Source organism: Segatella copri, assembly GCF_003465495.1.
Taxonomy (GTDB): domain Bacteria; phylum Bacteroidota; class Bacteroidia; order Bacteroidales; family Bacteroidaceae; genus Prevotella; species Prevotella copri_G.
Genome location: NZ_QSAV01000077.1, coordinates 7079 through 7489, shown reverse-complemented (window position 1 = coordinate 7489; position 411 = coordinate 7079). Strand labels below are relative to the sequence as shown.

The window sequence follows — 411 nt, the reverse complement described above, 5'->3', positions numbered from 1 at the left end:
TTTGGTTGAAGCGCACGTTTGTGTTACCGTCTCTATTTTCAATACCGACAATCATGTCGTTAATGACTGCTACACCTGGACTATAGCCCAAGAACTTCTTGTAGGTTGGTTTTGCATCATACTTCTCTGTTTCAATGAACTGATGGTCAAAGTCAAAATCATACTCTTGACCGGATTTCAATTGACCAGTAGCAAGCAGGGCATTGACCAGTAAGCAGTTCATCTTGTCTGCAGTATTGAAATCATAGGATTTGCCAGAAGCAGACTTATAGGTGATGCTCTTAAAAGTCAGTTCTTCGATAGCACGTAATATGGTGTCTGCGCTGCAAGTGCGAAGAGTTGGATGAAGAGACAAATGTTTCATCAGGTGAGTTGTAACATCCTCAATACATGAGCCACCACAAAGATATA

1 pseudogene is annotated in these 411 nt (G+C 41.1%); it reads right to left on the bottom strand.

Annotated features, from left to right (window positions below):
- Positions 1–411: pseudogene (locus DWV53_RS14650) on the bottom strand (IS1380-like element IS942 family transposase); the annotation flags it as partial.